The organism is Curvibacter cyanobacteriorum, from assembly GCF_028649475.1.
Lineage (GTDB): Bacteria > Pseudomonadota > Gammaproteobacteria > Burkholderiales > Burkholderiaceae_C > Curvibacter > Curvibacter cyanobacteriorum.
Genome location: NZ_JAQSIP010000002.1, coordinates 270,854 through 293,495, shown reverse-complemented (window position 1 = coordinate 293,495; position 22,642 = coordinate 270,854). Strand labels below are relative to the sequence as shown.

Here is a 22,642-nt window from a genome sequence, read left to right as displayed (position 1 = left end):
CCGCCCACCGAGGCGGCTTTTTTTCGTCCACCCGAACTCCTCGGAGACCACCATGCAGACCCCAACGCCGCGCCGCACTCCAGCTGAGACCCAGGCACTGATCTTTGACCGCCTGCAGGCCCACGCCCCCTTCACCATCGAGCAAGCGATTCAGTTGACAGGCTTTAGCGAGTCCATCACCCGCCGCAGCCTGACCCAGTTGAAAGACCAGGGCAAGCTGGTGACGACGAGAAAAGGGAACATCACGACGTTCCGCCTACCGAAGCTGAAGCCAGAGGACAGGCCGTTCATGCCGGCGATCACTCCCGGCCAACTGATCAACAAGCTGGCCGGCTTGTATGTCCCGCCGCGGGTGCACATCCGGGCCGGGGCTGGGGAGCTGAGGGGGCGGGCATGACCACCCAAACCTGGAACGTCATGAACAAGCACCGCATTGCAGCGATCACCGAGGTGAAGCTCAAGCACTGCCCTGCTCCCACCTACAAGCCGCCGGCAGACGTGCGCAGCACGATGACTTGCCCGAAGTGCGGCGGCCGCCTGGCCTTCACGGTCAGCTCTCAAACCGGAATCAGCACCGGGCGCTGCAACAGCGTCGGGTGCGTCACTTGGAGTGCGCAATGAGTACGGAACGCGAGTTCAACAACGCAAAGCGCGACTTCGACCGCCAGGTCGGTGAAGTCCGCAAATCCTGGCTGGGAGAGCTCTGGGCCGCGATTCTCGGGTTGTTCAAAGACTGGCCCGCCTACGACTCCACAAGTTTGAAAAAGCAGCGCCGCGACGAAGTTCGACGCAAAGCAAAGGACGCACTATGACCCACTACGAAACCCTGGGCATTGACCCAGCCGCTAGCCAGGCCGACATCAAAGCAGGCTTTCGCCGCGCCGCGCAGGCCTCCCACCCTGACCGCGAAGGTGGCTCGGATGAGGCCATGGCCAAGGTCAACCGGGCCTATGAGGTCTTGAGCGATCCCGAGCGCCGCCAAAAGTACGACACCACCGGCGATGATGCGCCGGAGCTGAGCCAGGAGGACAAAGCCAAGAAGCTGCTGGTGGAGCTTTTCCGGCAAGCCCTGGCCGAGCCCGGCAACATCGTCAAACAGACGCACCTCAAGCTGCGCCGGATGCAGTCCAGCGCTGAAGCCAAGCTGGTGGACCTGCGTCGCCAAGTGGTCAAGCTGGAAAAGCGCGGCGCGCTGGTCCAGGTCAGCAAGGGTGAAAACCTCGTCTGGATGCTGGTCAGCGCGCAGATCGACGCCGCAAAAGCTGAGATGCAGGCGCTGGAGGATGCAATCAAGACCGCGCAGGCGGCAGAGGGCCTGCTACGGGACTACAGCTCCAGCGAGGAAGAAGATGGTTCGGTGGCCAGGGCCTATGGGCTGGAAGCAGCCTTCGCTGCGGAGATCCGGCGAGCTCAAGCATTTGGGTTTGATTTTGGGAGGACAGCATGACCCTATCAACCCAACTGAAATCAGCTGCGCTCTACACCGGGCTGGACTCGGTCAAAGAACTGCTGGAGCGGGCAGCTCGAAAGATTGACCAAAGCGACTCGGCGTTGAGCTGGGTAATTCAACAGCACGACGAGGGGAAATTCGTCACGGGCAGATCAATTGATGTTGCCCGTGCCGCCCTGGCGTCCCAAGGAGAACAGTTGTGATCCAAACCGAAACAGCAACTGTCTACCGGGGCGGTGGGCGCAGATGGTTCAGCAAGAAGGCTGCGATTCGCGCTGAGGCGAACAAGGCCTATCAGGCTCGGGTGAAGGCAAAGGGTCGGTGCGACTGTGGAAGTCAATTCATTGATGGCTTTGGGGAAATTGATGACTACTGCCACTACCACGACCGAACGCAGTCCATTTATTCCCGCTACATCCGCTTTGCCCAGTACGTGATTGGCAAGGCATCCCAAGGAGAAAAGGCATGACCCCGCGCGACCCCAAAGCCCAAGCCGTGGTCTTCGGGCTACTTCTCGGCACCCTGCTTGACCTTGGCTTCAGCCACCGGGAGATCAGGGCCATGTTCACACTGGAAAAAATCCGCGCCGGGGCTGAGATCCTGCGGCGCAGCAAGGAGCAAGCATGAGTACAGAAAACCAACCCGAGGCCCTGCGCCTAGCCGCCTGGCTGGAGCAATCCGCCCTGCCCTACGACCCCACTGACGTCAAAGAGTGCGCCGCCGAACTCCGCCGCTTGCAGGCCGAGAACGAGGGGCTGCGCGCTCGGGTGGCCCGGTCCGACACGCCGACCGGCCTGCAGCCCGCCGCGATCCTGCCGGCCTTCATCGGCACGCCCAAGCGCAAACTCAATGAGCTGCTGGCTCAGGGCTTCCAAGTCAACGGGCTGCAAATTGAGCGCGACGTTGATGGCGCCGAGCCCGTGCGGGGCTTCATCACGGTGGGCGGCCTGGTGGGCTGGTGGAACCCCGACACGCAAGCCGAGCGTGACCGGCTGCGCGAACAGGTGGAGACGACGCTGACTATGGTGGAGCAGTCCAACAAGATCAGCGCCGAGTTGTTGCGGGAACGGGACGACCTGCGCGCCCAGGTGGAGGCGCTGAGCAAGCCGCAAGAGCCGGTGCAGTGGCAAAAGCGCCATCAGGAGCAAACCGAAGGCCTCTGGGAGAACACCACTCACCATGACGCCAAATGGTGGGAAGGAAATTCAACAGGCTGGGAAATTCGAGCACTCTACGCCCACCCCACCCCGGCGCCGACACGGCCAGCCGTGCAAACACCGACAGAAGCGGCGGTTAGCCTAGGTATCAAAAGTGCAATTCATCGCATCCGATCGGGGGCGTCAGAATCTGCACTTGACCCTCTGGAGTATGCACTGAGACTGCTCGCAGCAGCGCCCCAGGCCGAGGCGCCGACACCGCCAGCGCCCTGGAGCATCGCATTCGACGCGTGGTGGGCCGACAACCGCGTTGCAACCCACAAGGTCCACAGCGCCGAAGGCTTGGCCCGCAAGGCGTTTCACGCGGGGTCGATAAAGGGCCAGAAAGGCGGTGCGTGATGGCTGTCAGAACAATTCCAGCCCAGACGATCAAGACATGCGATTGCTGCGGGGACGAAGTTGAAGCGCACAACGGCCGCAAAGAGGCAAAGCTGATGCTCAAACAACATGCACTGGACATGCAGGGTTGCGCATGTGCAGACGCTACACGCTCGATGGATCTTTGTGATTCGTGCGCATGGAAGATGGAGAACGCAGTCATTTCTGTGATCAGCTCCGCAGCCCTGAAAGGCGGTGCGTGATGCAAGAACCAATCGTCTCCGACGCCGAGATCGAGCAGGCGTTCAGAGGAACGAACTTCGGTGGGGCCGACCATCGAGAACTGCTGAACGTCAGCGTGCTCAAGAAGCTGGTCGGCTACCACTGTGGGCACACCATCACAACGATCATGCAGGAACTCAAGCTGATCGGAAAGACCGGCAAGCCGACAAAGCGCGGTGTGCTGCTGGTGCGTGAGGCATTCAACCATTTGATGATCAATGGGGGTGGGTGATGAGCGCCTGGCCTTTCCCAACTAAAGAATTCCCCGCTGTCCCGTGGACTGCAAAGCAACACCGTGAGTACGCACGGCAGCAGCGCCAAAAAGCGCCCGATGCTCCGTTTATGGGGGTGCCATGACCTGCCCCGCCTGCCAAGATCCCGACACCGGCGAGGCGCTGGTGCCGTACTACGGCGTCGGCCCGCACGTCTGCTTTTACAAGATCCCGGGCGCCACCATCGGCCAATCCCGCCCGCTGCCCCGCGACCAGTGGCCCGCCAACTACCGCGAGGATCCCGAGTCCCCTGGTCATGGCCTGTGGTGGTGCGAGGTCTGCGGGGAGGGGGCAACCGATGCCCAGGAGCTGATCCCATGACCCCCTCCCGCCTGACCCTATCCATTCGCCGGGCCTATCAGCCCGCCGCCCGGTGGTGCGACGTGGTGCGCGTCTTTGACCACCCAATAGCCTGGCCGCCGATCTTCCCACCTGAGCCGCTGGACCCACCCGGATCACGACGGGTAAGGGTTCGATGGCCCTCTCGGCCGAACCAAGAGATCTACGACTTCAGCCAATACCTCGGCACGCCCTTCTGAGGCGCCACTCAACCCTACGGGCCCACTTCGGTGGGCTTTTTTCATGGAAGCACGGAATGACTTACGTAAAGGCAAAGTTTGAAGATTTGAAGGGTTTGACCCTCAAATCGATTAGCGGCAAAGCGGGCGACAGTGAAGTCGCATTTGAAACCGTGGGTGGGCGCAGGTTTGTCCTGCACCACTTCCAAGACTGCTGCGAAACGGTGGAGGTTGAAAGCGTAACCGGGGATCTGGCCGACCTGATCGGGCATCCCATACTGATCGCCGAGGAGTCGTCCAGCGGAGAAAACCCAGAGGGCGTCGTCGTTGAAGATCAGCAGTACGGAAGCTTCACCTGGACTTTCTACAAGCTGGCAACGATCAAAGGTTATGTGGACATCCGATGGTACGGATCATCGAACGGGTACTACAGCGAATCCGTGGATTTCAACGAAATCACGTAACCGCTGACAGCTGCAAGTGGCCATCGTCAAACCAAGGATTGGCAAGGGTTCCGGCAGGTTTTTGCCGCCCAAGTGGCCACCCCCACCAGCCCGCAACAGCGGGCTTTTTTCTTTCCCCCCACCTCAACAGGAAGCATCATGATTGTTGCAGTTGAACCCGCCTACCTTGACCGCGAGAAGGCAGCCGCCTTCGTGAGCATGTCTGAGCAGCAGATTGCGCGGCTGGCGGCCCAGGGCGAGTTTCCCAAGCCCCGCATGTTGTCGAACCAGCGCGTCGGCTGGCTGGTCAGGGAGTTGCGGGAATGGAGCGAGAACCGCCCCGTCTCAAGCATCCTCCCGCCACCCAACCCGACCCACAAGGCCCAGAAGAAAGCTGCCTAGGCTCTCAAGGCCTCTAGCTTCTCACTCAGCTTGCCCAGCCAGTGCCGCTTCTCGGTGTCGTACTGGTAGAGGTTGTAGGTGCCCACGATGCCCGGCTGGACGTGCCCAAGGATCGCCTCAGCGATCTCTGCGGGGCACCCCATCGCAGCCAGCATCGTGCGCCCCGTACGCCTGAGGTCATGGGGTGACCAGTTGTTCACCTGGAAGCGCGTCCGCTTCACCTCTGGCTTCAAGGGGCTGTAGGCCTGCCTGAAATTGGTCTGCGACTGAATTGAGTTCTGGGTGATGTGCGGCAGACGCCCCTCGCTGGGGAACAGATACCCAGCCTGGCTGGCCGTCTTTAGCCGCCGTTGAACCACCTCTAGCGCGCCACCGAACAATGGCACGCGCAAGTCCACCGCCGCACTGCGGTGCCTGTTCTTCCCCAGGTGCTTGGGGAAGTTCCACCACCATCCGCTCGCTTCCTCTCGGATCTGGGCTTTGTTGATCTGCACGATCTCAGCGCCCCGACAGCAGGTCCAGAGGTACATCAGCATGACATCCCGCGCGTTCTCGCTCAACAGAGCCAGATCCTCGCGCAGCAAGATGCCCACCTCTTCATCACTCAGCACCCTCTTAGCGGTGCCCTTGTGAATCCCATCCCTCTTTGCCCCCTTCGACTTCAGCTTCGGCCCCTTGACCTGCCGCCACCAGTTCGGCGTCTCACTGGGCAGCATCTCAGCATCCAGAGCCAGATCCCAGGCTGCGGCAAGCTCGGTCTTGACCGACTTGGCCAGGACTGGCCGATCAGACAGATCGCTCATCAGGTCAAAAACCATCTTTCGGGTCACGCTGGCGGCCGGTTCACTCGCAAAACCAGCCACCGCATTCCGCAGCCGCGACTCCACGGCGCGAGCGCCCTTCGGCTCCCGATTGTTGGCCAAGTAGTTTTTGGCGTAGGTTTCCACGACCTTGAGCACGGTTGTCGTGCGCTCCAAGTGCTCGGCCGCGACAGCTCTGCGCCGCTCCTTCTTGGTCAGGGCAGGATCCGTCCCGGAATCGCGCAGGTTCTTCAGCTCCTGCCACTTGGCAACCGCGGCCGCCCAGGGAACCGCTGGCCATTCCCCGATCTTGACCTGTCGCATTTTCCCGTCCAAGGGAGATTTGAAACGGTATATCCAAGAGCGCTTTGCCTCGGTGGCCACAAGGCGAAGGCCCTTTGGATCTTCGTAGACAATAGACTGTCCTGGCGCCAGTTGTTTGGCGGCCCTGGCATCGAAATGCATTGATTCCCCTCTTTTTTGGGGAGATTCTACAAAGTCACGCCAAAGTTACGCCAACCCATGATGAGCGCATGGATCTGTTGAGATGCTCGTAGATTGAGCGCCCAGCAAACAGAAGTCAAAAAGCTGAATCAATTCAACGAGTTACGGCGAAAAGTCCAAGCAAATCAAAGACCTAGCGGACGATATAAACCCATGAACATTGTGATCCTCGACGACTACCAGGACGCAGTGCGCAAGCTCAATTGCGCTGCCCGTCTCGACCCCTACTCCGCCAAGGTGTACACCAACACCGTCAAAGGCCTTGGTCAGTTGTCGGTGCGCCTCAAGGATGCCGAGGTGATCGTGCTGATCCGGGAGCGCACGCACCTGTCGCGTCAGCTGATCGAAAAACTGCCCAAGCTGCGGCTGATCTCGCAGACTGGCAAGGTGGGCAGCCACATCGACATCAGTGCCTGCACCGAGCGGGGTGTGGCCGTCGCTGAAGGCGTGGGTTCCCCGGTGGCGCCTGCCGAGCTGACCTGGGCCCTGATCATGGCCAGCATGCGACGCCTGCCGCAGTACATCGCCAACCTCAAGCACGGCGCCTGGCAACAGTCGGGGCTGCGCTCGGCCTCCATGCCCCCCAATTTCGGGCTGGGGGCGGTGCTGCGCGGCAAGACCCTGGGCATCTGGGGCTACGGCAAGATCGGGCAACTGGTGGCCAGCTACGGCGCCGCGTTTGGCATGAGCGTGCGCGTCTGGGGTCGAGAAGCGTCGCGCGCCAAAGCCCTGGCCGATGGCTACCAGGCCGCCACCAGCCGTGAAGAGTTTTTTGAGCAATGTGATGTGCTGACCCTGCACCTGCGGCTCAATGACGAAACGCGGGGCATGATCACGCTGGAAGACCTGTCGCGCATGAAGTCCAGCTCGCTGATCGTCAACACCTCGCGCGCCGAACTGCTGGAACCCGATGCCTTGATCGCCGCGCTGAACCGGGGTCGCCCGGGCATGGCCGCGGTCGATGTGTTTGAGAGCGAACCCATATTGCAAGGCCATGCGCTGCTGCGCCTGGAAAACTGCATTTGCACACCGCACATCGGTTATGTGGAGCAGGACAGCTACGAGCTGTATTTCGGCGCGGCATTTGACAATGTGGTGAATTACATCCGCGGCACGCCGACCAACATCGTCAACCCGGGTGCGCTGCAAGTTCGACGCTGAGCGCCCCTGCCGGCCCTGCCCGACCCATCCCGCCTCATCTCGGCCAAGCGGGGCATCCGCCTCGCAAGAGGCGGCATCGCGCCGTCACCAAGGACCACCGGCCCCATCACCTTGCCCCCTCGGGGCGGTGCCGCCCTCGGTTGGCGAGCGTGGCAGGCGCCCTGCTGTGAGGGAAGCAGCCCGCAGCCCCGTGGCTTCGCAGCCGATGGGGGCCTTGGCGCCGTCAGGTTGGGAGGTGGGGCATGGCCAAGGTGGGCGTCGGCCTGAGGACGCCCATCGCAACGAGAGACAAGGGAGGCGCTCAGCAGGGCCCGTCCGCCTCAGCGCAAGCAGCGCTCATCTCACCCTGCAACTCGCTAGGCCCGGCGTTCGGCTCAGGCCTTGGGGTCTTTGGCGCCGCGGCTCTTTTCCTGTGCCTTGAGCAAATCGGCCTCGAACATGTCGAAGTCGATCAGGTGGCTGTCGTCGAGCTTGGAGCTCGGCAAGGGCTCCTCGGGCAGCAGGCTCAGACCCACATCCAGCGGCGAGGCCATCGAGTTCGCGTCCAGCACAAAGTCCAAGGGCGAATCCAGCGGCGACACCAACTCCGGCAAGGCGGGCACGGCCTCTGCCTTGGGGGCGGTCAGCAGCGAGTCCATCTCCAGGTCCAGGTGCACCGGGGGCTTGGGCGGGGTCTGCAACGGGGCTTCCAGCGGGCTCACGGGCTGCGGAGCCTGCTCCACCACCAATTCGCTCAGGTCGAGGTCCAACAGGCTCTCGGCGCCCGGCATCTGGGTCGAGGGACCAAAGCCAGAGATGGGTTCGACCGGCATGAAAGCCTCGGGCAACTGAGCCGGGGTGGTGCTGGCATGCACGTCGCGGGACGACTGGAAAGCCATCGACAAATCACCGGCCTGCAAGCGCGATTCGATCGCCGAGGAGCCCTGCACGGTGGCGTCCTGGGCCAACTGACGCGCCACTGCTTGCAGCACCAGCAGGTCTTTGAAGGCTTCGAGGTCGAAGAACTCGCCAATCGACACCGCATGGGCCCGGAACAAGCTGTCCTCAACCGCCACCAGCGCCCTGGGCGAACCCCAGACCTTCTCCAGGTAGGACAGGGTGCGGGGATAAGACTCCAGCGACTTGCCCCCCTTGCCGAAGGCACTGAATGGCGGCACCTCGGCGCTGAACACCGCATTGAAACGTTCACGCCAGTGCGCGTACTCGCCGGTGCGGCTCAGCATGTGGTGGATCTTCAGCAGGTCCAAGTAAGCCAGCGGGGTGGCCTCCGGGAACTGGTTGATGTGCTTTTGCAGCACTTCGATGGCTTCGTCGTACTGACCCAGCGAAACAAAGAATTCGGCGTGCTGCTGCACATCGAACAGGTCCATCGGTGCTTTGCCGCCTTGGGTCGGCGCCGACGCGGCAGCCACCGGGTCGGGCAACTTGGACACCGGCGCCACCGACGCAGCGAAGGTCGAGTCCTGGGTCGGCGAGGCCCCCATGCCTTCCAGGCGACGGAAGGCCGACTCGCTCAGGTCCAGGTCCACGTGCACGCCCGACAGGGAGGGGCCAAAGGCCGGGCGGTCCAGCGTGCTCTTGGGGAACTCGCTCGGGCCCGCTTCGGCTTGGGGCGGCAATTGGGAAACCGGTGCCGCAGCGGTGGCGGCGGTGGCACCGCCCTTGAGACCGGTCTGCCACCAAGGCAGCTTGCCCTTCTTCTTGGGGGCAGGCGCCGGTTCGGCACCAGCCGCCTTGGCGGGCAGCTTGCTCTTGCGGGTCCAGGCATAGGCCATGGCGCCCAACAGCAGCACCAGGGCCGCAGACAGGCCATACACCAAGGGGTTGGCGTAGCGGGCGTCCTCGGCCTCGGCCAGACGCACTTGCAATTCGTTGACCTGCCCCTGAGCCGCCAGGCTGGCGGCCTTGAGGCGCTTGTTCTCGGCTTCCAGCACACTGCGCTTGTCAGCATCGGCCAGCACCTGCTCCAACGAGCGGCTCAGGGCGTTCCAGGCGGCCAGCGACTCAAGGCGCTGTGGCGACGAGCCCTCTTGGGGCACCACGGCCAGGCTGGGCGACAGGCGCAGCGTGGTGGGGTGGTCGACCCCGGCAGTCAGGGGGGCTTCGAGTTTGAGGCGGGCCTTCGAGGCCGAAGCCTGCGTCGGTGTTTCCTTGGCTTGGCGCGGGCCTGCAGCAGTCGGGGCGGTCGCCGGCAGGTCGGTGCGGCGTTCACGGGCCCGGTTGGCCTCACGCGGCTCCACCGGCTTGCCTTCGCGGCGCGGCGCCGTGGCGGCTGCCGTGGGGGCGGTTGCTGCCGGTGCCGCCGAGCCCGCAGCCGCCACCAGGGGCGCACGCACCAGCGGGGCTTCCGCGCTCAGTTGGGACGCGCTGCCGTCCTGCGGCAGGTCGGTCAGCAGCACGTAGCGGCGGGCAGTCTTCAGGTCGCAGCCCGCACGCAGGTTGACAGTGACGGCGGGTTCGTCCACCACCACATTGCTTTTCAGCCTGAGCACACGGTCTGCGCCAGTGCCGGTGGTGCTCAGGGTGATGCGGGAGCCCTCGATCCGGGTGTCCCCTTGGAACACTTGGACATCGAGGCAGGCGGGGTCAAAATCCTCGCCGGTTTCTGTCTTGAGTTCAAAAGCGAGCGACAACGGCTGCCCCAGAACGGCAGATCCGCGTACCCTTCCGAGGCTCAACGAGTAGCTGGAACCAGCCGCCGCGACCAAGGCCACCCCGAGGAAAATCTTACGTATTTTCACAATTTATCGTTTGCTTTATCGCAGATTTTGGCACAACACCCCAATTCACCAACCAAGAGATAATTCAAAGATGAAAATAATTTATCAGAACGTGGCCATTGTTGGCACCGGTGCCATGGGACGGGGCATTGCACAGCTGGCCGCCCAGGCGGGCAGCCAAGTGTTTCTGTACGACAGCAAGCCCGGCGCAGCGGCGCTGGCGCGGTCCGAGATCATCGCTCAGTGGGGCAAATTGGCGGACAAAGGGCGACTGACGGCCGAACAGGTGCAAGGTTATGCCGAACACCTGAAAGTGGCTGAGCAAGTTTCAGACCTGTCCTCGGCCGAGTTGGTGGTGGAAGCGATCGTCGAGAACCTCGACGCCAAGAAGGCGCTGTTCAAACAACTCGAAACCGTGGTCCCCGCCAACACGGTGCTGGCCACCAACACCTCCTCGCTGTCGGTGACCTCGATCGCCGCGGGCTGCGCCCACCCCGACCGTGTCGCGGGCTACCACTTCTTCAACCCGGTGCCGCTGATGAAGGTGGTGGAGGTCATTGATGGCCTGCTGACCCAGCCCTGGGTGGTCGAAGGCCTGATCGCCTATGCGCGCCAGATGGGCCACACCCCCGTGCGCGCCCAAGACACCCCTGGCTTCATCGTCAACCACGCGGGCCGGGGCTACGGCACCGAGGCGCTTCGCATCGTCTCCGAGGGCGTGGCGGATTTCGCCACCATTGACCGCATTCTGAAGGACCAGGTGGGTTTCAAGCTCGGGCCCTTCGAACTGCTGGACCTGACCGGTCTCGATGTGTCGCACCCGGTGATGGAATCGATCTACCACCAGTACCACGAGGAAGCCCGTTACCGCCCCAGCGTGATCACCGCCCAGCGGCTCAGCGGGGGGCTGCTGGGTCGCAAGACGCAGCGAGGCTTCTACACCTATGAAAACGGTCAGGCCCAACAGCCCGCCGAACCGCCCGTGCCTCAAGTGGCCGAGATGCCGCCGGTCTGGGTGTCGAGCCGCGCCGCACGCCGCGCCGAGCTGTACCAACTGCTCAAAGACCTGGGCGCCACCATTGAAACCGGCACAGCCCCCTCTCCCCAGGCCCTGACCCTGGTCGCGCCGCTGGGCTTTGATGTGACCACGGTGGCCGTGGTCGAGCGACTGGACCCCAGCCGCACGGTGGGCATCGACCTGCTGGTGGACGACGCCAGCACCCGCCGCCGCGTGCTGGCCACCAACCCCGCCACCCGCGATGACATGCGCGATGCCGCGCACGCGCTGTTCGCCCGCGACGGCAAGGCCGTCAGTGTGATCCGCGACAGCGGGGGCTTTGTCACCCAGCGCGTGGTGGGCACCATCATCAACATCGCCACCGACATCTGCCAGCAGGGCATCTGCAGCCCCAGCGACCTCGAACTGGCGGTCACGCTGGGCCTGGGTTACCCGATGGGCCCGCTGAGCATGGGGGACCGCTACGGCCCGACCAATGTGCTCGAAGTGCTGTTCAACATGCAGACGGTGTACGGCGACCAGCGTTACCGCCCCAGCCCCTGGCTGCGCCGCCGGGGCGCCATTGGCCTGAGCCTGAAGCACGAGGAAAGCTGAGCCCATGAGCGCTGAACTCAAAAGCCACAGCCAGGGCCAGACCCTGGTACTGACCCTCAGCAACCCCGAGTTCCGCAACGCCCTGGGGCCGGAGATGTACGCCGCCGGCATCGAGGCCTTGAACGTGGCCGAGAGCAGCGCCGAGGTGCGCTCGGTGGTCATCACCGGCGAAGGCCCGTGGTTCTGTGCTGGCGGCAACCTGCGCCGCCTGCAGGCCAACCGCGAACGCCCACCCCAGGTGCAAGCTGACAGCATCGAAGGCCTGCACAGCTGGATCGAGTCGATCCGCGTGTTCCCCAAGCCGGTGATCGCGGCGGTCGAAGGGCCCGCGGCCGGCGCGGGCTTCTCGCTCGCGCTGGCCTGCGACTTTGTGACCGCGGCGCGCGATGCGCAGTTCGTCATGGCCTACAGCAACATCGCGCTGTCGCCCGACGGCGGTGGCAGCTGGAGCCTGGCGCGCGCCTTGCCGCGTGCGCTGGTCAATGAGTTGCTGATGTGTGGCAGCCGCATCGGGGCCGAGGCCCTGCAGCAACATGGCCTGGTCAACCGCGTGTGCGAACCAGGCCAAGCCCTGGCCGAAGCGCTGAAGCTGGCCGAGCAGCTCAACGCCCGGGCACCCAATGCCCTGGCCAGCATCAAGGAACTGGTCAACGACGCCCCAGGCCAGTCGCTGACCCAGCACCTGGCGGCCGAGCGCGACCACTTTGTGCGCAACCTGCACCACGCCAACGCAGGCATCGGCATCGCGGCCTTCCTCGACAAGACGACACCGCGCTACTGAACCCAGCGGGCCTCGGCGCAGCGCACACCGGCCCGGCGCGCCTCAAGCCCGAGCGCACCGCCCCGGCGCGCCCCCACAGCCGGCCGCACGGAGCCGAGGCCCTCTGAGCGCCCCTGGGTGCATCGGGGCCCGGTCCCCCCAAGCACCGAAGCACCCAAGCACCCAAGCACCCAAGCACTGAGCACTGAGCACTGAGCACTGAATGCGGAGTGCACAGTGCGGCAGCGCCCCACCGGCCCGCCCCGCTCAACCGGGCCCAGCACGCCGTCGAACCTTCGCCCCTGCTTCCAACCCCAACGCCCCCCGCGGCCCAGCCGACCACGGCCATTAGTCCTCAGCCCCCAGGCCGCCCCACAGGCCCTGAACCCCGCGGGCGCCTCCAGGGTCTGGAGGCCGCTTTCCCTGCCGCAACCACTCAGACACGCAGGCGACAAAGCCGCGGAAAGACGCCGGTCCCAGACGCGACAATGGACCTGTTTTCAGTCACGGAAAAGACAGGCCATGGACGACCCGATTCTTAATATCGAAGAACGTGAAGCGATCAACTCAGGTCGCTGGTTTTCATCCCTTTCACCCTCACTCAGGCACGACATACTCCGATGCGCCTACGTCAAGCGTTACCGCGATGGCGAGCTGATCGCGGCCCGCGGCGATCCACCCGAAGAGTGGATCGCCTGCGCCAAGGGCGCGGTGCGGGTGAGCTCGACCTCCATCTCGGGCAAGCAGATCACGCTGACCTATGTCGAGCCGGGCATCTGGTTTGGCGATGTGGCGATCTTCGACGGGGACCGGCGTACCCACGATGCCTACGCGCATGGCGACACCACCATCCTGTGTGTTGCCAAGGCCGATTTCAAGAAGATCCTGGCCACCCACGTCGAACTGTACGAAGCCATGCTGCGCCTGCACGCGCGGCGCATCCGGCAGCTGTTCGGCCTGGTGGAAGACCTCAACACCCTGCCCCTGCGGGCGCGGCTCGCCAAACAGCTGGTGCACCTGGTGCGCAGCTACGGCGTGCCCAGCCTGTCGGATGGGCGCGAGATGCGCATCAGCCTGCACCTGGCCCAAGAAGAACTGGCTCAGCTGCTGGGAGCCTCGCGCCAGCGCGTGAACCAGGAGCTCAAGGCCATGGAGCGCGAGGAAGCCATCCGCATCGAACCCGGGGGCTTGATCGTGCGCGACCGCGATGCGCTGATGCGCATCGCCGAGAGCGACGTCTAGCCCCACCCTGACTGCCCCCTACAAGAACCACAGAGACAAAGCCCATGAGCCAATTCGATCACTTTGTCGGCACCCGCGCGGTGTCCGAGCAACACGCCATCGACGTTGATGCGTTGTCCCGCTGGCTGAGCAGCCACCTGCCCGGCTTTGCCGGGCCCTTGAGCGTGGAGATGTTCAAAGGGGGCCAGTCCAACCCGACCTACAAGCTCATCACCCCGAACCGCGCCTATGTGATGCGGGCCAAGCCGGGCCCGGTGGCCAAGCTGCTGCCCTCGGCGCATGCCATCGAGCGCGAGTTCGCGGTCATGACCGGCCTGGCCGGCACCGAAGTGCCGGTGGCCCAGATGCACTGCCTGTGTGAGGACGAGTCCGTCATCGGGCGCGCCTTCTATGTGATGGAATTCGTCGACGGCCGCGTGCTGTGGGACCAGTCGCTGCCGGGCATGACGCCGGCCCAGCGGCGCGACATCTACCTGGAAATGAACCGTGTCATCGCGGCGCTGCACACGGTCAAGTTTGCCGACCGCGGCCTGGCCCAGTATGGCAAGCCGGGCAATTACTTCGAGCGCCAGATTGGCCGCTGGAGCAAGCAGTACGTGGCCTCGATCACCCAGCCCATTCCCGAGATGGACCAGCTGATGGCCTGGCTGCCGGCCAACATCCCGGCCGCGGCCCGCGACGAGCGCATGGTGTCCATCGTGCACGGCGACTACCGCCTCGACAACCTGATGCTGCACCCTACCGAGCCGCGCGTGCTGGCCGTGCTGGACTGGGAGCTGTCCACCCTGGGCCACCCACTGGCCGACTTCAGCTACCACTGCATGGCCTGGCACATCCCGCAGGGTTCGTTCCGCGGCATTGGGGGCCTGGACATTGAAAGCCTCGGCATCCCGAGCGAGGACGAGTACATCCGCCTGTACTGCGAACGCACCGGCCTCAGCACCCCCGAGGCCCTGCGCGCCGACTGGAACTTCTACCTGGCCTACAACCTGTTCCGCCTCGCCGCGATCCTGCAGGGCATCGCCAAGCGGGTGGAGGCCGGCACGGCCTCCAGCGCCCAGGCGGTCAGCTCGGCCGCCGGGGCCCGCCCGTTGGCGGCCATGGCCTGGCAGTTTGCCCAGCGCGCCGGCGCCTGAGGCCGCCCTCCGCCCGATTTCACCACCAGAAGCAACCGCCTCAGCGCCCCATCCATCCAACAGGAGAAGCACATGGACTTTGATTACTCCCCCAAAACAAAAGACCTCCAGGCCCGGCTGAAGCAGTTCATGGCCGACTACATCTACCCGTCCGAAGACGCCTACAAGGCCGAGTTGGCGGCCAACACGGCGGCGGGCAAGCGCTGGTCGGCCCTGCAAACCATTGAGAACCTCAAACCCAAGGCCCAGGCAGCCGGCTTGTGGAACCTGTTCCTGCCCGTCGACAGCGCGGCCGCTTCGGGCTACGAAGGCGCGGGCCTGACCAACCAGGAGTACGCCCCGCTGGCCGAGATCATGGGCGCCGTGCCCTGGTCGAGCGAGGTGTTCAACTGCTCGGCCCCCGACACCGGCAACATGGAGACCATCGCGCGCTACGGCTCGCCCGAGAACCGCGAACGCTGGCTCAAGCCGCTGCTCGAAGGCAAGATCCGCTCGGCCTTCGCCATGACCGAGCCCGACGTCGCCTCCAGCGACGCCACCAACATCGAAACCCGCATCGAACGCCACGGTGACGAATACGTCATCAATGGCCGCAAGTGGTGGATCTCGGGCGCCGCCGACCCGCGCTGCGCGGTCTACATCACCATGGGCAAGACCGACCCGGACGCCCCGCGCCACTCGCAGCAAAGCATGGTGCTGGTGCCCGCCGACACCAAGGGCATCAACATCATTCGCCCCCTCAATGTGATGGGCTACGACGACGCCCCGCACGGCCACGTGGAGATGACCTTCGAGAACGTGCGCGTGCCGGCCTCCAACATCCTGCTCGGCGAAGGCCGTGGCTTCGAGATCGCCCAGGGCCGCCTCGGCCCGGGCCGCATCCACCACTGCATGCGCCTGATCGGCCTGGCCGAACGTGCCCTTGAACTGATGTGCCGCCGCGCCAGCGCGCGCACCGCCTTCGGCAAGACCGTGGCCCAGCAAACCGTGACGCAAGAGCGCATCGCCGAAGCCCGCTGCAAGATCGACATGGCCCGCCTGCTGACCCTCAAGGCCGCCTGGATGATGGACGTGGCCGGCAACAAGGTCGCCAAGACCGAGATCGCCATGATCAAGGTGGTGGCCCCGAGCATGGCCTGCCAGGTCATTGACTGGGCCATGCAAGTGCACGGCGGCGGCGGCATGTGCGACGACTTCCCGCTGGCCTCGGCTTACGCCCATGCACGCACCCTGCGTTTTGCGGACGGCCCGGACGAAGTGCACCGCAACGCCATCGCCAAGCTGGAGCTGGGCAAGTACGCGCCCCGCCCGGTCGAAGTCGAGATGCCCATCACACGCGGCTGCTGAGGCCCCGGCATCGGCCCATGGCCCTGGCCGCGGGTTCAGGCCACCCCTTCCAGCGCGGGGCCACAACGTGGCCCCGCGCGTCTTGGGGGGTCAGGGCGGCATGCGGCAGGCACTCTGGGCGGCCGTCTGCGCCAAGGCCAGGAACAGGTCCAGCTTCAGCGTATCGCCTCGGTCGTGCTGCGTGCGCAGGTACAAGCGCCCCCGCGTCAACATCATGATCAAGGGAATCTGCTGGCCGTCATCGGCCGCGGGCAGACCCATCAGGGCGTGCACCAGCGTGTCGTCCAGCCAGGCCTGGGCGTCCTCACGGCGCTCGGCCAGCACCACGAAGCGGGTCCAGAAATCAGGGCTCATGCGGGTCCAGCCCACCTCACCAAACATCGACAGCCACCGCATCTCTTCGGTCAACTTGAGGCGGGCGGTGGTCTGCACCGGGTCGGTGTAGCCGCTGTAGGCGGCCTGCTCCAGGTGTTGCTTGAGGCTTCGGTTCAGCACCATCAGCGACCACTGGTCCGACAACCCCAGATCGAGGCGCAGGCGCAGTTCGTGGCCGCGCATGTACTCGCGCTGCGGGGGCGCACTCTCCATGCGGAGCGGGTGCCCGGCCCACTGGCCTGTCCAGACCAGGCGGTCACCCGCCGGCACCCGCTCGAAACCCAGGGACTCGCGTTGGGCCCAGGCCGCAAGGGCGGCCGAGTGGTCGGGCTGAAACAGCTTTTTGAGGCGCGCAAACATCACAGAGAGACTTCACCTACAGTCGAACTTTTGTCGGTCTTTCACAAGGAGCAACGGGATGATCAAGGTCTATTCCTGGCCCACCCCCAACGGGCACAAAATTCACATCATGCTGGAGGAATGTGGCCTCCCCTACGAGGCCGTGCCGGTCAACATCGGGCAAGGCGACCAGTTCAAGCCCGAGTTCCTGAGCATCAGCCCCAACAACAAGATCCCCGCCTTGGTCGACCCCAATGGCCCGGATGGCCAGCCCATCTCGGTCTTTGAGTCCGGTGCTATTTTGCTGTATCTGGCGCAGAAGACCGGGCGCTTCATGCCCCCGGGCGAGCGCGATCGCTGGCAGGTCATGCAATGGCTGATGTTCCAGATGGGCGGTGTGGGCCCGATGCTGGGCCAGGCCCACCACTTCCGCCTCTATGCCCCCGAGAAGATCGACTACGCGATCCAACGCTACAGCAACGAGGCCAAGCGCCTCTACAGCGTGATGGACCGCCAGGTCGCACAACAGCCGTACATCGCGGGCCCGCACTACAGCATCGCCGACATCGCCATCTACCCCTGGCTGCGCAGCTGGCAGAACCAGGGCATCGACTGGAACGACCACCCCCACCTCAAGGCCTGGTTTGACCGCCTCAGTGAGCGACCGGCCGTGCAAAAAGGGTGCACGGTGCTGGCCGATCTGCGCAAACCCATCACCGACGACCAGGCCCGCGACGTGCTGTTCGGCGCCACGCAATACCAGGCCCGCTGAACAGCGCCCCAGCCACCAGGCCGGCCCGGTGCCACACCCCGGTGCCACACCCCGGCGGTACCCCACCGACGGGCACTCGCGTCGGGCCACGGTCGGGGTGGCTTGGGGCATAATCAAAGGCTTTCCAGCGCGCAGGCCAAACCTGCCCGATGCCCTGGATGGCCAGCCCGGCGCAGCGCTCGACCCATTGGGCGACAGGGCAGCGGCTGCACCGCTTGCGCCGCAGCCGGCGGCTGGCATACTGGATTTTGAATTTGGGTGGCGTTAGCTCAGTTGGATAGAGCAACGGCCTTCTAAGCCGTGGGTCAGGGGTTCGATTCCCTTACGCCGCACACCCCCTCATCGCCGCGGCCTGCGCGGCCCGCGACCGGCCCCAGGGCCCAGGCCCCACGCCAAGCACCGACCAGCGTCCCGCCCAAGTCCACCTCAACGCCCTCAGCCTGGCTGGTTTGAAGACGTCTTGTAGAGCTGGCTGGCCCGCGTCAGGTGGGCGCGCATGGCCTCGACCGCGGCCTCTGGCTGGTGCTGCGCCACCGCGTCCACGATGCGCTCGTGTTCGGAGAAGGTCAGCGCCTCCACGCCCGGGGCGCGCACCATGTCCTGGTGGTACTCGCTGGCCCAGCGGAACAGGGCTTCAACGATGGCCGGGAAGATCGGGTTGCCACTGAGGGTGGCCAACTCGCGGTGGAACACCATGTCCAGTTCGATGAACTTTTCGAGGTCGTTCAAGGACGCGCGGTGCCGCGCCACGGCCTGGCGCAGGCGCGCCACGTCCGCCTCGGTGGCGCGCTCGGCGGCCAGGCGCGCCATGCCGGTTTCCAGGAACAGGCGTGCGTCCTTGAGGTGCTCGAGCGTGTCGGGCTGGCTGCGCAGCAGGTGCATGGCGCCCCCGGCGATCTGGGCCATCAGGCGGTCGGCCGTGGGCACCACCACCCGGGCCCGCTCGCCATGGGCGATCTCGACGATGCCCGACCGCTCCAGCGCCTGCAGCGCTTCACGCACCGCCGGTCGCCCCACCCCATAAACCTCCATCAACTCGCGCTCCGACGGCAACTGCGCCCCCGGCGGGATGTCGCCCGACCGGATGCGCGCCATCAATCGGTCCAGGACTTCCTGGAACAGTTTGCGGCGCTGGATGGGTTCGGTCATGGCAAAGCGGAGTTCGGGGTGGCCAGGCACAGGCCAAAGCGCTTGATTATGGCCCCGCACCGGCCAACGCAGCAGCCACCTGAGCCGGGGCCCAACGCCGCGCCCCACCTCCCCGGACGCCACACCACCGGCCAGCCCCGTGAAAACCCCAGTTCAGCCGACGAGCTCAAAGTGGTCTACTCATCATACCAGTTGAGTTTTCCGCACCGGGTGGGTCCCCATGCCCCTGGCGGACGACCCGGCCCCCTTCCCCGCGGCCTGAACGCAGGCCCGACCCACACCAAGGAGTCCTACCGATGAACCCCAAAATTGCCTTGTTTGGCGCTGGCGGCAAGATGGGCGTGCGCCTGTCCAAGAACCTGTTGAACTCGCGCTTCCGCGTGGCCCATGTCGAACCCGGCGCGGCCGGCCAGCAGCGCCTGCACGATGAACTCGGCCTGTCGGTGGTCAGCACCGACGAGGCCCTGCAGGACGCCGACGTGGTGATCCTGGCCGTGCCCGACAACCTGATCGGCAAGATCTCGCACCAGATCGAACCCCAGCTCAAGCCCGGCACCATGGTCATGGTGCTGGACGCGGCCGCCCCGTTTGCCGGCCACCTGCCCCAACGCGAAGACCTGACCTACTTCGTGGCCCACCCCTGCCATCCGCCGATCTACAACAACGAAACCACCGAAGCCGCCCGCAAGGACTACTTTGGCGGCGGCTTCGCCAAACAGTCCATCACCAGCGCACTGATGCAGGGTCCCGAGTCGGCCTTTGACCTGGGCGAGGAACTGGCCAAGACCATTTACGCCCCCGTCCTCAACTCCTACCGCCTGACGGTGGAACAGATGGCGCTGCTGGAGCCCGGCCTGTCGGAGACGGTGTGCGCGACCCTGCTTGACGTGATGCGCGAGGCCATGGATGAGACCGTGCGCCGCGGCGTACCCGCCGAGTGCGCGCGCGACTTCCTGCTGGGCCACATGAACATCCTGGCCGCGGTGATCTTCAAAGAGGTGCCCGGCGCCTTCTCGGACGCCTGCAACAAGGCCATCACCTTCGGCAAACCCCGCCTGATGCGCGATGACTGGATCAAGGTCTTCGAGCGCGACGAGATCGCCGAAAGCATCCGCCGCATCACCTGAACCCCACCGAGCCCCGCATGGAACGCATCTACGCCACCTACTGGCTGGAGACCGGCGACGACCCGGCGCACGCGGCCGAGGTCATCGCCGGCGAACAGTCGAGCGGCACCTTCGTGGCCCTGCCCACCGAAACACCCGAACTCAAGGCCCGCGCCGGCGCCCGGGTCGAGCAGCTGGAAGTCCTGGGCCACAGCGCCCAGCCCAGCCTGCCCACACCGGTCTCCGCCCCGAGCGGCCGCTACACCCAGGCACGGCTGACCTTGTCGTGGCCGTTGGCCAACCTGGGCCCCTGCCTGCCCACGCTGATGGCCACCATCGCGGGCAACCTGTATGAGCTGCGCTGCGTCACCGGCCTGCGCCTGACCGACCTGCAACTGCCCCCCGCCTTTGCCCAGGCCTACCCTGGTCCGGCCTTTGGGGTGAACGGCACGCGCCGACTGAGCGGGGTGGCGCACGGCCCGCTGATCGGCACCATCATCAAACCCAGTGTCGGTCTCAGCGTGGCCGAGACGGCGCAACAGGTCCAGCTGCTGGTGGACGGGGGCATCGACTTCATCAAGGACGACGAGCTGCAGGCCGACGGGCCGGCCTGCCCTTTTGACGAGCGCGTGCGCGCCGTGATGCGGGTGGTGCGGGCCGCGGCCGACCGACTGGGTCGACAACCGATGGTGGCATTCAACCTGACCGGCAACCTGGACCAGATGAAGCGGCGCCACGACCTGGTGCTGGCCGAAGGCGGCACCTGCGTCATGGCCTGCCTCAACTCGATCGGCCTGGTCGGCCTGACCGAACTGCGGCGCCACGCCCAGCTGCCCATCCACGCCCACCGTGCCGGCTGGGGCTACCTGAGCCGGGCCCCGCAACTGGGCTTTGACTACGCGCCGTGGCAGAAGATCTGGCGCCTGGCCGGCGCCGACCACCTGCATGTGAACGGCCTGCGCAACAAGTTCAGCGAGGCCGACGACAGCGTGATGGCCGCGGCCCGCGCGGTGCTGGCCCCAGTGATGGACAGCGCCCCGATGACCGCCATGCCGGTCTTCAGCTCGGGCCAGACCGGCTTGCAGGCCCAGGACACCTTCACCGGGCTGGGCAGTGCCGACCTGATCCACACCGCGGGCGGCGGCATCTTTGGTCACCCCGGCGGGGTGGCCGCGGGCGTGCAGTCGTTCCGTGATGCCTGGCAGGCCGCCCAGGAGGGGGTGGCCCTGTCGCAAGCCGCCCGGCAATCGCCGGCCCTGGCGCAGGCCCTGGGGTTCTGGCGATGAGCGCCCCCGACACCGCCCTGCCCGAGGGCCTGCTGCTGGCCTATTACGGCGACGACTTCACGGGCTCCACCGACGCCATGGAGGCCATGACCGCGGCCGGCGTGCCCACCGTGCTGTTCCTGGCGCCCCCCACGCCCCAGGCCTTGCAGCGTTTTCCGGGCGTGCGCTGCGTCGGGCTGGCGGGGGCCTCGCGCGGACGCAGTCCGGCCTGGATGCAGGCCCACCTGCCGCCCGCCTTCGCCAGCCTGCGGGCCCTGGGCGCACCGCTGCTGCATTACAAGGTGTGCTCCACCTTCGACTCCTCGCCCGACATCGGCTCGATTGGCTGCGCCATCGAGCTGGGCTTGCAACAGATGGGCGGGCGCTGGAGCCCGACCGTGGTGGGCGCTCCGCGGCTGCGCCGCTACCAGGTGTTTGGCCACCTGTTCGCCGCAGTCGACGGCGTGGGCTACCGCCTGGACCGCCACCCCACCATGTCGCGCCACCCGGTCACCCCCATGGGCGAATCGGACCTGCGCCGCCACCTGGCCGCCCAGACCGCGCGCCGCACCGAACTGGTGGACATGGTGCAACTCAAGTCGGGCGACGCGCACGCCCAACTCACGGCCTGCCTGCAACCCGCCCCCGACACCCCCACCGACGTGCCCATCGTGTTGATCGATGTGCTCGACGACGAGACCCTGCTCGAGGCGGGCCGCCTGGTCTGGAGCCAGCGCGGCCCGGGTTTGTTCAGTGCCTCGTCTTCGGGCCTGTGCTACGCCCTGACCCGCTACTGGCAACACCAGGGCTGGCTGCCCCGCCCCGCCGGCCTGCCCGAGGCCACGGCGGTGCCGCAGATCGCGGCGGTCAGTGGCAGTTGCTCGCCGGTCTCGGCGGCGCAGATCCGCTGGGCCCGCGCCCAGGGCTTTGCCACCGAGCGCCTGAACGTGGCGGCCTGCCTGCAACCCCAGCAGCGCGAAGCCGAGTTGCAACGCCTGCTCACCCAGGCCGGCGCCGCCCTGGCGGCGGGTCGCAGTGTGGTGGTCTTCAGCGCCGAAGGCCAGGACGACCCCGAGGTGCTGGCCTTTGACCAGCACGCGGCCCGGGCCGGGCTGAGCCGCAGCGAGGCCGCGCGCTGTGTCGGTGCGGGCCTGGCCGAGGTCATGAAACGCCTGCTGGACCAGCACCCCCTGCAACGCGTGGTGGTGGCCGGCGGCGACAGCTCGGGCGAGGTGGCCAGCGTGCTGGGCATCGAGGCCCTGACCGTGTTGGCCCGCCTGACCCCCGGCGCACCGCTGTGCCGCGCCTGGTCCGGCGAGGCTCGGCGCGATGGGCTGGAGCTGATCCTCAAGGGAGGACAGATGGGGGGCGAATCGTTTTATGGGCAGGCCTTGAACGGCGGCGCTTGAACAGGCTGATCTGGCGGACAAATCGACATCTGCCCCTGTTGCG

At 65.7% G+C, this 22,642-nt stretch carries 26 protein-coding genes and 1 tRNA gene; 23 read left to right on the top strand and 4 right to left on the bottom strand.

What is annotated here, in order from left to right; translation table 11 throughout:
• Window positions 1-52 precede the first annotated feature (52 nt).
• The 12 genes from PSQ40_RS04705 (at window position 53) to PSQ40_RS04650 (ending at window position 4,902) form a co-directional block, all read left to right on the top strand.
• Window positions 53-397, top strand: coding sequence for a hypothetical protein (locus PSQ40_RS04705; RefSeq protein ID WP_273949171.1), 345 nt, complete (start codon window positions 53-55; stop codon window positions 395-397).
• Window positions 394-621 (top strand): hypothetical protein, encoded by a 228-nt coding sequence (locus tag PSQ40_RS04700; protein WP_273949169.1) that lies wholly within the window; start codon window positions 394-396, stop codon window positions 619-621. The genes PSQ40_RS04705 and PSQ40_RS04700 overlap by 4 nt, the downstream gene beginning before the upstream one ends.
• Window positions 618-812: a hypothetical protein gene (locus tag PSQ40_RS04695; RefSeq protein WP_273949168.1), complete on the top strand. Its 195-nt coding sequence runs from the start codon at window positions 618-620 to the stop codon at window positions 810-812. The genes PSQ40_RS04700 and PSQ40_RS04695 overlap by 4 nt, the downstream gene beginning before the upstream one ends.
• Window positions 809-1,447 (top strand): J domain-containing protein, encoded by a 639-nt coding sequence (locus tag PSQ40_RS04690; RefSeq protein ID WP_273949166.1) that lies wholly within the window; start codon window positions 809-811, stop codon window positions 1,445-1,447. Before PSQ40_RS04695 ends, PSQ40_RS04690 begins: the two co-directional genes overlap by 4 nt.
• The gene (locus tag PSQ40_RS04685; RefSeq protein ID WP_273949164.1) at window positions 1,444-1,653 is read left to right on the top strand and encodes a hypothetical protein; all 210 of its coding nucleotides are present in this window, start codon (window positions 1,444-1,446) and stop codon (window positions 1,651-1,653) included. Before PSQ40_RS04690 ends, PSQ40_RS04685 begins: the two co-directional genes overlap by 4 nt.
• On the top strand, window positions 1,650-1,919 hold the full coding sequence (locus tag PSQ40_RS04680) for a hypothetical protein (RefSeq protein WP_273949162.1): 270 nt from the start codon (window positions 1,650-1,652) through the stop codon (window positions 1,917-1,919). The genes PSQ40_RS04685 and PSQ40_RS04680 overlap by 4 nt, the downstream gene beginning before the upstream one ends.
• The gene (locus PSQ40_RS04675) at window positions 1,916-2,077 is read left to right on the top strand and encodes a hypothetical protein (protein WP_273949159.1); all 162 of its coding nucleotides are present in this window, start codon (window positions 1,916-1,918) and stop codon (window positions 2,075-2,077) included. Before PSQ40_RS04680 ends, PSQ40_RS04675 begins: the two co-directional genes overlap by 4 nt.
• Window positions 2,074-3,006 (top strand): hypothetical protein, encoded by a 933-nt coding sequence (locus PSQ40_RS04670; protein WP_273949158.1) that lies wholly within the window; start codon window positions 2,074-2,076, stop codon window positions 3,004-3,006. The genes PSQ40_RS04675 and PSQ40_RS04670 overlap by 4 nt, the downstream gene beginning before the upstream one ends.
• 241 nt (window positions 3,007-3,247) lie before the next feature.
• A complete protein-coding gene (locus tag PSQ40_RS04665) occupies window positions 3,248-3,499 on the top strand; it encodes a hypothetical protein (protein WP_273949157.1) in 252 nt (83 codons plus the stop codon).
• A 121-nt stretch (window positions 3,500-3,620) separates the two neighbouring features.
• The gene (locus PSQ40_RS04660) at window positions 3,621-3,860 is read left to right on the top strand and encodes a hypothetical protein (RefSeq protein WP_273949156.1); all 240 of its coding nucleotides are present in this window, start codon (window positions 3,621-3,623) and stop codon (window positions 3,858-3,860) included.
• A 274-nt stretch (window positions 3,861-4,134) separates the two neighbouring features.
• Entirely contained in the window at window positions 4,135-4,521 is a 387-nt protein-coding gene (locus PSQ40_RS04655; protein ID WP_273949155.1) for a DUF7448 domain-containing protein, read from the top strand.
• 138 nt (window positions 4,522-4,659) lie between these two features.
• Window positions 4,660-4,902 carry a helix-turn-helix transcriptional regulator gene (locus PSQ40_RS04650; protein WP_273949154.1) on the top strand — a complete coding sequence of 81 codons (243 nt, stop codon included), beginning with the start codon at window positions 4,660-4,662 and terminating at the stop codon, window positions 4,900-4,902.
• On the opposite strand, the gene PSQ40_RS04645 is transcribed toward PSQ40_RS04650, so the two are convergent.
• Window positions 4,899-6,167, bottom strand: a complete 1,269-nt coding sequence (locus PSQ40_RS04645) for a site-specific integrase (RefSeq protein WP_273949153.1) — start codon at window positions 6,165-6,167, stop codon at window positions 4,899-4,901. The genes PSQ40_RS04650 and PSQ40_RS04645 overlap by 4 nt on opposite strands.
• Window positions 6,168-6,359: 192 nt before the next feature.
• On the opposite strand from PSQ40_RS04645, the gene PSQ40_RS04640 reads away from it, so the two are divergent.
• Window positions 6,360-7,367 carry a D-2-hydroxyacid dehydrogenase family protein gene (locus tag PSQ40_RS04640; RefSeq protein ID WP_273949152.1) on the top strand — a complete coding sequence of 336 codons (1,008 nt, stop codon included), beginning with the start codon at window positions 6,360-6,362 and terminating at the stop codon, window positions 7,365-7,367.
• 374 nt (window positions 7,368-7,741) lie between these two features.
• Here PSQ40_RS04640 and PSQ40_RS04635 read toward each other — a convergent pair whose 3' ends face one another.
• Window positions 7,742-10,000, bottom strand: a complete 2,259-nt coding sequence (locus tag PSQ40_RS04635) for a hypothetical protein (protein ID WP_273949150.1) — start codon at window positions 9,998-10,000, stop codon at window positions 7,742-7,744.
• 178 nt (window positions 10,001-10,178) lie between these two features.
• Here PSQ40_RS04635 and PSQ40_RS04630 point away from each other — a divergent pair, with 178 nt between their 5' ends.
• From PSQ40_RS04630 to PSQ40_RS04610, 5 genes are all read left to right on the top strand, one after another.
• On the top strand, window positions 10,179-11,699 hold the full coding sequence (locus PSQ40_RS04630; RefSeq protein ID WP_273949148.1) for a 3-hydroxyacyl-CoA dehydrogenase: 1,521 nt from the start codon (window positions 10,179-10,181) through the stop codon (window positions 11,697-11,699).
• Window positions 11,700-11,703: 4 nt separating this feature from the next.
• Complete coding sequence (locus PSQ40_RS04625) at window positions 11,704-12,480, top strand: oxepin-CoA hydrolase, alternative type (protein ID WP_273949147.1); 777 nt, start codon at window positions 11,704-11,706, stop codon at window positions 12,478-12,480.
• A 501-nt stretch (window positions 12,481-12,981) separates the two neighbouring features.
• Window positions 12,982-13,701, top strand: coding sequence for a Crp/Fnr family transcriptional regulator (locus tag PSQ40_RS04620; RefSeq protein WP_273949146.1), 720 nt, complete (start codon window positions 12,982-12,984; stop codon window positions 13,699-13,701).
• A 44-nt stretch (window positions 13,702-13,745) separates the two neighbouring features.
• A complete protein-coding gene (locus PSQ40_RS04615; protein WP_273949145.1) occupies window positions 13,746-14,837 on the top strand; it encodes a phosphotransferase in 1,092 nt (363 codons plus the stop codon).
• A gap of 72 nt (window positions 14,838-14,909) precedes the next feature.
• Complete coding sequence (locus PSQ40_RS04610) at window positions 14,910-16,184, top strand: acyl-CoA dehydrogenase family protein (RefSeq protein ID WP_273949144.1); 1,275 nt, start codon at window positions 14,910-14,912, stop codon at window positions 16,182-16,184.
• Between the two features lie 90 nt (window positions 16,185-16,274).
• Here the strand turns inward: PSQ40_RS04610 and PSQ40_RS04605 are convergent, their stop codons facing one another.
• Complete coding sequence (locus tag PSQ40_RS04605) at window positions 16,275-16,919, bottom strand: hypothetical protein (RefSeq protein ID WP_273949143.1); 645 nt, start codon at window positions 16,917-16,919, stop codon at window positions 16,275-16,277.
• 58 nt (window positions 16,920-16,977) lie between these two features.
• Between PSQ40_RS04605 and PSQ40_RS04600 the strand changes: the two genes are divergently transcribed.
• Both PSQ40_RS04600 and PSQ40_RS04595 read left to right on the top strand, forming a co-directional pair.
• Window positions 16,978-17,670, top strand: coding sequence for a glutathione S-transferase family protein (locus tag PSQ40_RS04600; protein WP_273949142.1), 693 nt, complete (start codon window positions 16,978-16,980; stop codon window positions 17,668-17,670).
• A gap of 258 nt (window positions 17,671-17,928) precedes the next feature.
• Window positions 17,929-18,002 (top strand) — tRNA-Arg (locus PSQ40_RS04595).
• 103 nt (window positions 18,003-18,105) lie between these two features.
• Here the strand turns inward: PSQ40_RS04595 and PSQ40_RS04590 are convergent.
• Window positions 18,106-18,819 (bottom strand): transcriptional regulator NanR, encoded by a 714-nt coding sequence (locus tag PSQ40_RS04590; protein ID WP_273949141.1) that lies wholly within the window; start codon window positions 18,817-18,819, stop codon window positions 18,106-18,108.
• A 296-nt stretch (window positions 18,820-19,115) separates the two neighbouring features.
• Here PSQ40_RS04590 and PSQ40_RS04585 point away from each other — a divergent pair, with 296 nt between their 5' ends.
• The 3 genes from PSQ40_RS04585 to oiaK are packed head-to-tail and all read left to right on the top strand — an operon-like array spanning window position 19,116 to window position 22,599.
• Entirely contained in the window at window positions 19,116-19,946 is an 831-nt protein-coding gene (locus tag PSQ40_RS04585) for a phosphogluconate dehydrogenase C-terminal domain-containing protein (protein ID WP_273949140.1), read from the top strand.
• A 17-nt stretch (window positions 19,947-19,963) separates the two neighbouring features.
• A complete protein-coding gene (locus PSQ40_RS04580) occupies window positions 19,964-21,211 on the top strand; it encodes a ribulose-bisphosphate carboxylase large subunit family protein (protein WP_273949139.1) in 1,248 nt (415 codons plus the stop codon).
• Window positions 21,208-22,599 (top strand): 3-oxo-isoapionate kinase OiaK, encoded by a 1,392-nt coding sequence (gene oiaK / locus PSQ40_RS04575; RefSeq protein WP_273949137.1) that lies wholly within the window; start codon window positions 21,208-21,210, stop codon window positions 22,597-22,599. Before PSQ40_RS04580 ends, oiaK begins: the two co-directional genes overlap by 4 nt.
• The last annotated feature ends 43 nt before the right edge of the window (window positions 22,600-22,642 follow it).

Coding starts and splice junctions, on each gene's coding strand:
- PSQ40_RS04705 (WP_273949171.1), top strand. CDS start 53: ATGCAGACCCCAACGCCGCGCCGCACTCCAGCTGAGACCCAGGCACTG.
- PSQ40_RS04700 (WP_273949169.1), top strand. CDS start 394: ATGACCACCCAAACCTGGAACGTCATGAACAAGCACCGCATTGCAGCG.
- PSQ40_RS04695 (WP_273949168.1), top strand. CDS start 618: ATGAGTACGGAACGCGAGTTCAACAACGCAAAGCGCGACTTCGACCGC.
- PSQ40_RS04690 (WP_273949166.1), top strand. CDS start 809: ATGACCCACTACGAAACCCTGGGCATTGACCCAGCCGCTAGCCAGGCC.
- PSQ40_RS04685 (WP_273949164.1), top strand. CDS start 1,444: ATGACCCTATCAACCCAACTGAAATCAGCTGCGCTCTACACCGGGCTG.
- PSQ40_RS04675 (WP_273949159.1), top strand. CDS start 1,916: ATGACCCCGCGCGACCCCAAAGCCCAAGCCGTGGTCTTCGGGCTACTT.
- PSQ40_RS04670 (WP_273949158.1), top strand. CDS start 2,074: ATGAGTACAGAAAACCAACCCGAGGCCCTGCGCCTAGCCGCCTGGCTG.
- PSQ40_RS04665 (WP_273949157.1), top strand. CDS start 3,248: ATGCAAGAACCAATCGTCTCCGACGCCGAGATCGAGCAGGCGTTCAGA.
- PSQ40_RS04660 (WP_273949156.1), top strand. CDS start 3,621: ATGACCTGCCCCGCCTGCCAAGATCCCGACACCGGCGAGGCGCTGGTG.
- PSQ40_RS04655 (WP_273949155.1), top strand. CDS start 4,135: ATGACTTACGTAAAGGCAAAGTTTGAAGATTTGAAGGGTTTGACCCTC.
- PSQ40_RS04650 (WP_273949154.1), top strand. CDS start 4,660: ATGATTGTTGCAGTTGAACCCGCCTACCTTGACCGCGAGAAGGCAGCC.
- PSQ40_RS04645 (WP_273949153.1), bottom strand. CDS start 6,167: ATGCATTTCGATGCCAGGGCCGCCAAACAACTGGCGCCAGGACAGTCT.
- PSQ40_RS04640 (WP_273949152.1), top strand. CDS start 6,360: ATGAACATTGTGATCCTCGACGACTACCAGGACGCAGTGCGCAAGCTC.
- PSQ40_RS04630 (WP_273949148.1), top strand. CDS start 10,179: ATGAAAATAATTTATCAGAACGTGGCCATTGTTGGCACCGGTGCCATG.
- PSQ40_RS04625 (WP_273949147.1), top strand. CDS start 11,704: ATGAGCGCTGAACTCAAAAGCCACAGCCAGGGCCAGACCCTGGTACTG.
- PSQ40_RS04620 (WP_273949146.1), top strand. CDS start 12,982: ATGGACGACCCGATTCTTAATATCGAAGAACGTGAAGCGATCAACTCA.
- PSQ40_RS04615 (WP_273949145.1), top strand. CDS start 13,746: ATGAGCCAATTCGATCACTTTGTCGGCACCCGCGCGGTGTCCGAGCAA.
- PSQ40_RS04610 (WP_273949144.1), top strand. CDS start 14,910: ATGGACTTTGATTACTCCCCCAAAACAAAAGACCTCCAGGCCCGGCTG.
- PSQ40_RS04605 (WP_273949143.1), bottom strand. CDS start 16,919: ATGTTTGCGCGCCTCAAAAAGCTGTTTCAGCCCGACCACTCGGCCGCC.
- PSQ40_RS04600 (WP_273949142.1), top strand. CDS start 16,978: ATGATCAAGGTCTATTCCTGGCCCACCCCCAACGGGCACAAAATTCAC.
- PSQ40_RS04590 (WP_273949141.1), bottom strand. CDS start 18,819: ATGACCGAACCCATCCAGCGCCGCAAACTGTTCCAGGAAGTCCTGGAC.
- PSQ40_RS04585 (WP_273949140.1), top strand. CDS start 19,116: ATGAACCCCAAAATTGCCTTGTTTGGCGCTGGCGGCAAGATGGGCGTG.
- PSQ40_RS04580 (WP_273949139.1), top strand. CDS start 19,964: ATGGAACGCATCTACGCCACCTACTGGCTGGAGACCGGCGACGACCCG.
- oiaK (WP_273949137.1), top strand. CDS start 21,208: ATGAGCGCCCCCGACACCGCCCTGCCCGAGGGCCTGCTGCTGGCCTAT.